The organism is Alistipes sp. ZOR0009, from assembly GCF_000798815.1.
Classification (GTDB): domain Bacteria; phylum Bacteroidota; class Bacteroidia; order Bacteroidales; family ZOR0009; genus Acetobacteroides.
On sequence record NZ_JTLD01000068.1, the window covers coordinates 1 to 7002 of the forward strand.

Sequence of the window (7002 nt, forward strand, 5' to 3'; positions counted from 1 at the left end):
CCGTTAAGCCCGCCAGCGCCGATGGTACTGCTACACCAAGCGGGAGAGTAGGTGGCCGCCAACCTTACAAGAGGCCTCGAACGAAAGTTCGGGGCCTTTTTTGGTTTATTCCCCCTCCTTACGGGAGGCTTTCCCTGAGCTACGTGTCCTACCCCCTCTGATCCGCTCCACGCGGCGCTGCTGGCCGCCCAAGGCGCTTGGGGGTGGGCTCCCTTTTCGGGCAAAAAGGGGGCGTTCTACGGCGGATTTAGCTCCCTATCTTTCCCCTTTAGTGCTACATCTTCGAATTTGGCGCATGCGGCCGGAGGCCGTACCGAACCCAGCTTAGCGAGGACGCTAAGCCGAGCGGTGGAAAGCCGACACCTGATACGGGTGTCCTTCGCTGTGATGCGATGCAGGAGGCTAGGCGGTTCGACTCCTACGGAGTCGGGTGCGGGTGGTCAGCCAGCTGGCTATAAACCTTAAATCCCGTAGGGATTTCGATAGCGGATTAATGCCAGCGCCATTAAGTGGTGTAGAAGAGAGTTCTGCAGCAGGTGCGACCCGATACGGGTTGATCTGGATTCTAAAGCATAGTAATTGTTCCGTATTTTTCCTTAGTTGTGCCTGAATCAGCTGAGCGAGGAGGGGCTAAGTTTGCATTTTCGTTCGCTACTCGGCCAGGACAGGAAAATGCAACTGCAGTTTTGCTCCCAGCTCCGCTAGAATAGGAAAATGCAACCGCAGTTTCGTGTCCAGCTCCGCTAGAATAAGAAAATGCAATCGCAGTTTCGTGTCCAGCTCCGCTAGAATAAGAAAATGCAATCGCAGTTTTGTGTCCAGCTGCGTTAGAGTGCGAAAATGCAACTGCAGTTTTGTTTCCAGCTGCGCTAGAGTGGGAAAATGCAAAAAGGATAGGTGTTTTTCCCTATCGAGGCTATTTCGAGGTAGGGTAGAGGCAGGCCGATGGCTGCCAAAGGCGCTAAGCTACCGGGTTGGCAGAAGGCCGCGTTAGGGATGGGAGCGGAAAGCCCGCAGCCCGAAGCGGAGCGTAGGGCGAGGACTTGCAGCGTACAGCCCGACCCGAAGGGGAACGCCCTGAAAAAATCAGCTACGTTGGGGGAAATTGGGCTGGTATGGGGCGCTTTGATGGGTGAATTGCTCTAGGTAGGGTTGCTGGGGATTGAGGGTGGATTTGATAGCCAGAATTGCATTTTGTCGGTAAAGGTGTGCTGTAGGCCGATAAGGTGGCTGACGATGGAGCCCGCTTGGGCAATCCAGGAGCTTATATTAAGGGCGTTTGGATGGGCAAAGGCGGCTTCGAGATAGATGAAGGCGATCATTTCGAGGAGTTCTTGGGGCTCGGGGTCTTCGGCAAAAAGGTGGGCTAGCTCGTCAGGTTTTAGCTCTTCTACAATATCGAGATTTTTATCGAGGGAGGCTGATACGAAGTGGTGCACCTCTTGGGCGATATGCTCCAGGCTTTTTTGCTCGCGGGCGGTAGCGACATTCGAAAAGGTATCGGTAAGGAGCTTTCGGATGGTGCTTAAGTCGGGAATTGGAGGTTCTTGCATGATGGTGCTTATGGGTGGATGATTTTGGGAATTGGCTATCCGAGTATTTTTCGGATGTACTGCTGCTTGCTCATGTGGTCGATGGAGATGCTTTTGCGGGTGGCGGAGATGTGATCGATGAGGCTGTTTACGGTAGCTAGCCGACGCTCCATCACCTCGCGTTGGGGGGCAACAATGCCTGCCTCGAAAAGGAGCATGGCTACCATTTCGACCTTTTCGGTGGGGTAGGGATCTTCGTCGAAAAGGGCAATAATGGCATCGGGATCGAGCTCTTCGAAGAAGGCGAGATTTTTCTCGAAGAAGGCGAGGAAGGTAACCTCGAGCTCGGAGTAAACTTGCTCGTAGTCCTGATTTTTGCGGGCGTTCACAATGCGATCTAATGCCAGAAAGAAGTTTTGCATTAGGCGTAGCAGGTAATCTTTTTCGTATCGAATGGCCATGGGTAATAATGTTAGAATTTGTAGCCGAGCTCGACCTTAACGCCGTAGTTCTCGGATATTACTTTGGATGAGGTGCGCTGCTGAAAGAGGCCTACGCCAAAGGAGAAACCTTCGTATCTGGCCGCCATATACCTTATGCTTTGCGATAGGTAGATTCCGAAGATAACGGTGCTGACGTTGTCGCCCTGCCAGTTGGCTAGCTTCTCGTTTCCTAGGGGGATTTGGGCACCTAGGTTGAGCCATAGCCGCTTTTTGATGGCGTAGAAGGCTTCTGCTCCTACCTTTACGTAGTAGGTGGAGCTGGTTTGGTACAGTTTAGCCCGCTGGGTGTAAAAATCCTCGATGAAATCGGCCGAGAAGGTGAGCGGGATAGCCATTCGACCCCAGCTGTACAACCCATGCACAAAGTAGGTGGCGCTCCAACCTCGAGCGCTATTCCCCATGATGGCGGACACGGTAGCCATTTCGTCGAGGTTGTAGTAGCTTAGGTATTCGGTGGTGCTCTTTATTTGGGGCTTACCCGTAATTGGAGATACCAGCTTGGTAGACCTGCGTCCTCCAATATTTAGAAGCGAGTCGGGAAGTTCTCCGTTGGGGGCTGGAGCCTGGCCTACGGCGCTAGCCGAGACTATCAAGGCCGAAATCCAAAATAGTAGCTTACGCATGAATGGTTTCTATTAGAGTGTTTCACCACTATGCAATATAGCAATTTTAAGCTATAAGCTAAACAATCTTTTCTCTCCATTTCCCAAATCGCAGGTAGAGCAGGCAAACAATTAGCATGTAGCCAGAGTAGAAGGTTTCGATAAACCACATGGTGGTTACGTTGGCGTTTAGGTGTACGGTAAGGATGTACGCTAGCACTATGTACAGCGCAATGTCGGAGAATTCGAGACCAAAGGCAATGAGCGTGTTTCCGGTTCCCGAAATGGCCATGAAGGCGATAAATCCAAGCGACATGATTATTGATCCGAGCATTACCACCTTAACAACAGGCAGCGTTGCTGCAATTAGGTTGGCATCGGTGGTGTAGAAACCTATAATTTGGTGAAGAAATGGGTAAGACAGGCATACGATGAGAAAAACACCGCTAAAGCTTAGCAGCATCGAGCGGCGAACTAGTATGGGAACACGCTCGAATCGCTTTTCGCCCATTAGGAAGCTAACGAGGCTGTTGGTTGCTTCGGCAAATCCCCAGATGGGAACCATCATGGTTATGTATAGGCTGCGAACGATGTTGGATATGGCCAGCGAACGTTCTCCCATCCTTTCGATAATAAGGAAGATCACAAACCAAGCGCTGAACGATATCAGGTGCTGCAGCATCATGGGGGAGGCTATCTTTAGTATTTCGCCTACTATTTTGCTTTTAAAGTAGCGCAGCTTAACCAGCGAGAACTTGGTGAAGTAGCGGTTGTAGATGGTGAATCCAAGGATGATGATGAACCCTACCAGCTCGGAGATAACGGATGCCATTGCGGCACCAACAAACCCGTAGGCAGGTAGCCCCAGCTTACCAAATATAAGCGCATAGTTTAGGATTATGTTGAGTCCAACGGTGGTAGAGGTTACTGCGATAAGCACCTTGGTGTTGGCTGTTGCCACGTAAAAGGCGCGGAATAGGAGCATGAAGGCAGCAAAGAAGAGACCCCAGATGCGCACCTGCACAAAATCGCCAACGAGCGTGGCAATATCGTGGTTGCTGACAAGGTTGGTTATAAGGCTTGGAGCCGCCATCTTGATGGAGACAAACACAACGGTAACTATTGCGAAGAGCAGGAAGAAGGCGTTGGAGAAGGTACGGCCAATTTCGTTGGGGCGATCTTCGCCAAAGCGGCGGGCCATAATAATTTGGTTGCCGATGGTAAAGCCGTTTATCACCATAATAATGGTAAGGTAAATAAGCACGCCAAGGGCTCCTGCTGCGAGCTCCAGCTCTCCAAGTCGTCCAACGAAGACGGTGTCGGTGATGTTGAGTATGGTTTGGCTAACGCTGCCGATAATAATGGGGTAGGCTATGCGCCAAATATTGCCGTATGATATTTCGTCTTTCATAGGTTGCAAAGGTACAAGAATTCTTTTGAGTGGTTGGCTGCCGGTGCGAACGCATAAAAAAAGGCGAACCAAATGGTTCGCCTTGTGGTGCTATTTTTCTTTTATGCAGTACTTCTTGAGTATGGTATAGGCCTCTTTTATGCCCAGCTCGCCCGACTTGCTGATGTCGAGACACCCCTTGTTGGTATCCTTAAGGTAGATCTGAACCAAACCTCGATTAAAGTAGGCATCGGCTAGGTACGGATACTGCTCTATGGCCTTGGTGTAGCTCTGTATGGCATCGGGCATGCGGTTAGCAAGGGTGTAGATGTTACCCATGTTGTAGTATACGTAGGCATAGTCGGGCAGCAGCTTTGCCGCCTTGTTTAGATCGTCCAAAGCCTGATCGTAGTTGTAAACCGTAACCTCCACCTTGGTTTTGGTTCCGGCAGCTGCGCTGCTGTTCGATGTCCCAGTTCCCTTTTCGTCCAGTATTACGGGTTGAATGTTGTTTTCTATGGATGAAACAAAGTCAACCATTTCGGCCTGAAGGGTGCTGCGGTTGATGTAGGCGTAGCCGTTTTTGGGATTGGCCTCTATGGCCTTTCCGTAGGTACCTATCGATTTGGTAAACATGTTTTGGTTACCCTCCACTACCGCTTCGAGGAAGTCGGATAGGGCAGGGACACGCTTACCCTCTTCGGCTGCGTAGCGCTTTAGGCTATCTATCCCTGCGGCAGAATACTTTATGGGCGTGTTGGTAAGCGTTAGCTGCTTGCCGTTTATGCTGTTTCGGAACTTATCGTAGGTGGGGTAGAAGTACGACTTCTGAATTTGAGGTAGCGTGTCGATATCCATTATGGCGATACGGAACAGCGGCCTTAGCTTAATATCCACCTGACGGTTGATGAGCATGTCGTCGTCCGCTAGGCTGGCATCGAACGATAGCATGGCGTTAAACTTCTTGCTGGTATCGGCGTATACCGAGAAGGTGCTGTCGTTTAGTCGCGAGCGGTACTCCTTTATCTTTCGGGTTGCAATATCGTAGTCGCGCTTTGCGCCCGACATGTCGTTTAGCTTGCGCTTAATAAACGATCGGTTCATGTAGGCGTTGGCAAAGTCGGGGTAAAGGTTGATAGCCCTACCGTAATCCTTTACGGCATCCTGCAGCATTCCCAGCTCGGCCAGCACGCCAGCACGGTTGTAGTAAACCAGCACGTTTTTAGGGCTCAGCTTTGCCACCTCGTCGTAATCTTTTACCGAGTTGTTAAGGTCGCCAACCTGCGAGCGGAGTATGGCCCGGTTGTAGAGCATCACGGGGTTTTTCGGATCGAGCTTAATGGCCTTGTTAAAGTCGGCCATGGTGCTGTTGTAGCGCTTCATTTCGTAGTAGGCCAACCCTCGGTTAAAGTAGGCCGTAGAGTTGGTGGTATCTATTTCGATGGCCTTGTTGAAATCTTTTAGGGCATCCTGCATCTTTTTTTGAAGGGATAGCACGCGGCCACGCTTCATGTAGGCATCCTGGTTGTTAAAATCGAGCGAGATGGCTCGGTTGTAGTCGTCTAGCGCCTTGGTGGTATCCTTCATGAAGAGGTAGGTGCTTCCCCTGTTTACGTAGGCGTCGCTCACCTTGGGTTCGCTCTTTATGAACTTGTTAAAATCGTCGATTGCCTTTTCGAACTGCTGCGACATGAAGTGGGTTACCCCGCGACTATAGTAGATGCCGGGATACTCGGGGCGCAGCAGGGCTGCCTGGTTCAAGTCGTTGATGGCCGATTCGGTGTTACCCATGCGGGCAAGGGTGATGGCCCTATAGTGGTAGGCCTGCGTGTAAACGGGGTTTAGGCGGATGGCCTCGCTGAAATCCTCGTTAGCACCAATGAGGTCGCCTAGGTTAAACTTGGCTATCCCCCTAAAAAAGAAGGCCTCGTGTAGGGTCTTGTCGGTTTTGATGAGAACGTTAAAGTTCTCTATGGCATCGGTGTATTTGCTGTCTATCAGGTTCTGCCTTCCGTTGAAGAAAAAGTAATCCTTGTCTATTTGGGCCGAGGCTAAGCTGTGGCTAAGCAGGACAATGATGATGGAGGCAGTTATTGTTTGTAGTATTCTCACGTTTGTAGTTTTTGTATGTGAGTAGTTGCTTGTCGCGTCTATTTAGAGGTTCACTTCCTTCACTTTTCGCATTATTCTAAGTATGAGCGCCTGCTTGCGCCGTAGCTTACCGTTAGGGTCGCCCGGATCGCGCTTTAGGGGGCTCGGTAGCGTGGCGGCCAGCAGCGCGGCTTGGCTTTTGGTGAGCTTGTCGGCATCCTTTTCGAAGTAGAACTCCGAGGCCGACTGCACGCCGTAAACCCCATTGCCCAGCTCAACAATATTGAGGTAGGCCTCCATGATTCGCCGCTTCGACCACGTTAGCTCTATCAGTACCGTAAAGTAGGTTTCTAGCCCCTTTCGAACCCAGGTTCGGGCTGGTACTAGGAACACGTTTTTGGCGGTTTGCTGCGATATGGTGCTTCCTCCTCTAATCTTTTTCGACTTTTTTGAGTTATGCTTCAACGCCCTTTCGATGGCAACAAAATCGAACCCGTAGTGCTCCGGAAACTTGTTATCTTCCGATGATACCACCGCCAGCACCATGTTGGGGCTAATGTTGCTGTACGAATTCCAGTTGCGCTTGGCCACCGGGAACTCTCCATCAAAAGCCTGCTCTACCGAGCGAATAAGCATTAGCGGCGTAAAGGTAATGGGTACAAATCCAAGTACGAGCACTGAAAATATGGATGTGCTGAAGAAGAATAAGATGAAAAACTTTACACCTCTTTTGAATTTTGTCATTGGTCGTACTTTCTGGCTCATCTACTTATAAAAATGCGATTTGTCCACAAAAATATAAAAACACCGTATCTATAAAAGCATTTACGGGTGTCATTACAAAATTAATGTCAGAAACTTCAACCTTTTCTTCTTTTGCGCTT

General features: G+C 50.2%; 6 protein-coding genes. All 6 read right to left on the reverse strand.

Annotated features, from left to right (window positions below):
• Nucleotides 1-1142 precede the first annotated feature (1142 nt).
• Entirely contained in the window at nt 1143-1553 is a 411-nt protein-coding gene (locus tag L990_RS15715) for a hypothetical protein (RefSeq protein ID WP_047451353.1), read from the reverse strand.
• A gap of 35 nt (nt 1554-1588) precedes the next feature.
• A complete protein-coding gene (locus L990_RS15720) occupies nt 1589-1993 on the reverse strand; it encodes a hypothetical protein (RefSeq protein WP_047451355.1) in 405 nt (134 codons plus the stop codon).
• Between the two features lie 11 nt (nt 1994-2004).
• Nucleotides 2005-2658 (reverse strand): hypothetical protein, encoded by a 654-nt coding sequence (locus L990_RS15725; RefSeq protein WP_047451357.1) that lies wholly within the window; start codon nt 2656-2658, stop codon nt 2005-2007.
• A 58-nt stretch (nt 2659-2716) separates the two neighbouring features.
• Entirely contained in the window at nt 2717-4048 is a 1332-nt protein-coding gene (locus L990_RS15730) for an MATE family efflux transporter (protein ID WP_047451360.1), read from the reverse strand.
• Nucleotides 4049-4138: 90 nt separating this feature from the next.
• Nucleotides 4139-6139: a tetratricopeptide repeat protein gene (locus L990_RS15735; protein ID WP_081981760.1), complete on the reverse strand. Its 2001-nt coding sequence runs from the start codon at nt 6137-6139 to the stop codon at nt 4139-4141.
• Nucleotides 6140-6181: 42 nt separating this feature from the next.
• The gene (gene mtgA / locus L990_RS15740; protein WP_047451364.1) at nt 6182-6862 is read right to left on the reverse strand and encodes a monofunctional biosynthetic peptidoglycan transglycosylase; all 681 of its coding nucleotides are present in this window, start codon (nt 6860-6862) and stop codon (nt 6182-6184) included.
• Nucleotides 6863-7002 lie beyond the last annotated feature (140 nt).

What these genes read in the sequence shown, in the direction of transcription:
- L990_RS15715 (WP_047451353.1), bottom strand. Translation starts at nt 1,553, where the DNA reads ATGCAAGAACCTCCAATTCCCGACTTAAGCACCATCCGAAAGCTCCTT.
- L990_RS15720 (WP_047451355.1), bottom strand. Translation starts at nt 1,993, where the DNA reads ATGGCCATTCGATACGAAAAAGATTACCTGCTACGCCTAATGCAAAAC.
- L990_RS15725 (WP_047451357.1), bottom strand. Translation starts at nt 2,658, where the DNA reads ATGCGTAAGCTACTATTTTGGATTTCGGCCTTGATAGTCTCGGCTAGC.
- L990_RS15730 (WP_047451360.1), bottom strand. Translation starts at nt 4,048, where the DNA reads ATGAAAGACGAAATATCATACGGCAATATTTGGCGCATAGCCTACCCC.
- mtgA (WP_047451364.1), bottom strand. Translation starts at nt 6,862, where the DNA reads ATGACAAAATTCAAAAGAGGTGTAAAGTTTTTCATCTTATTCTTCTTC.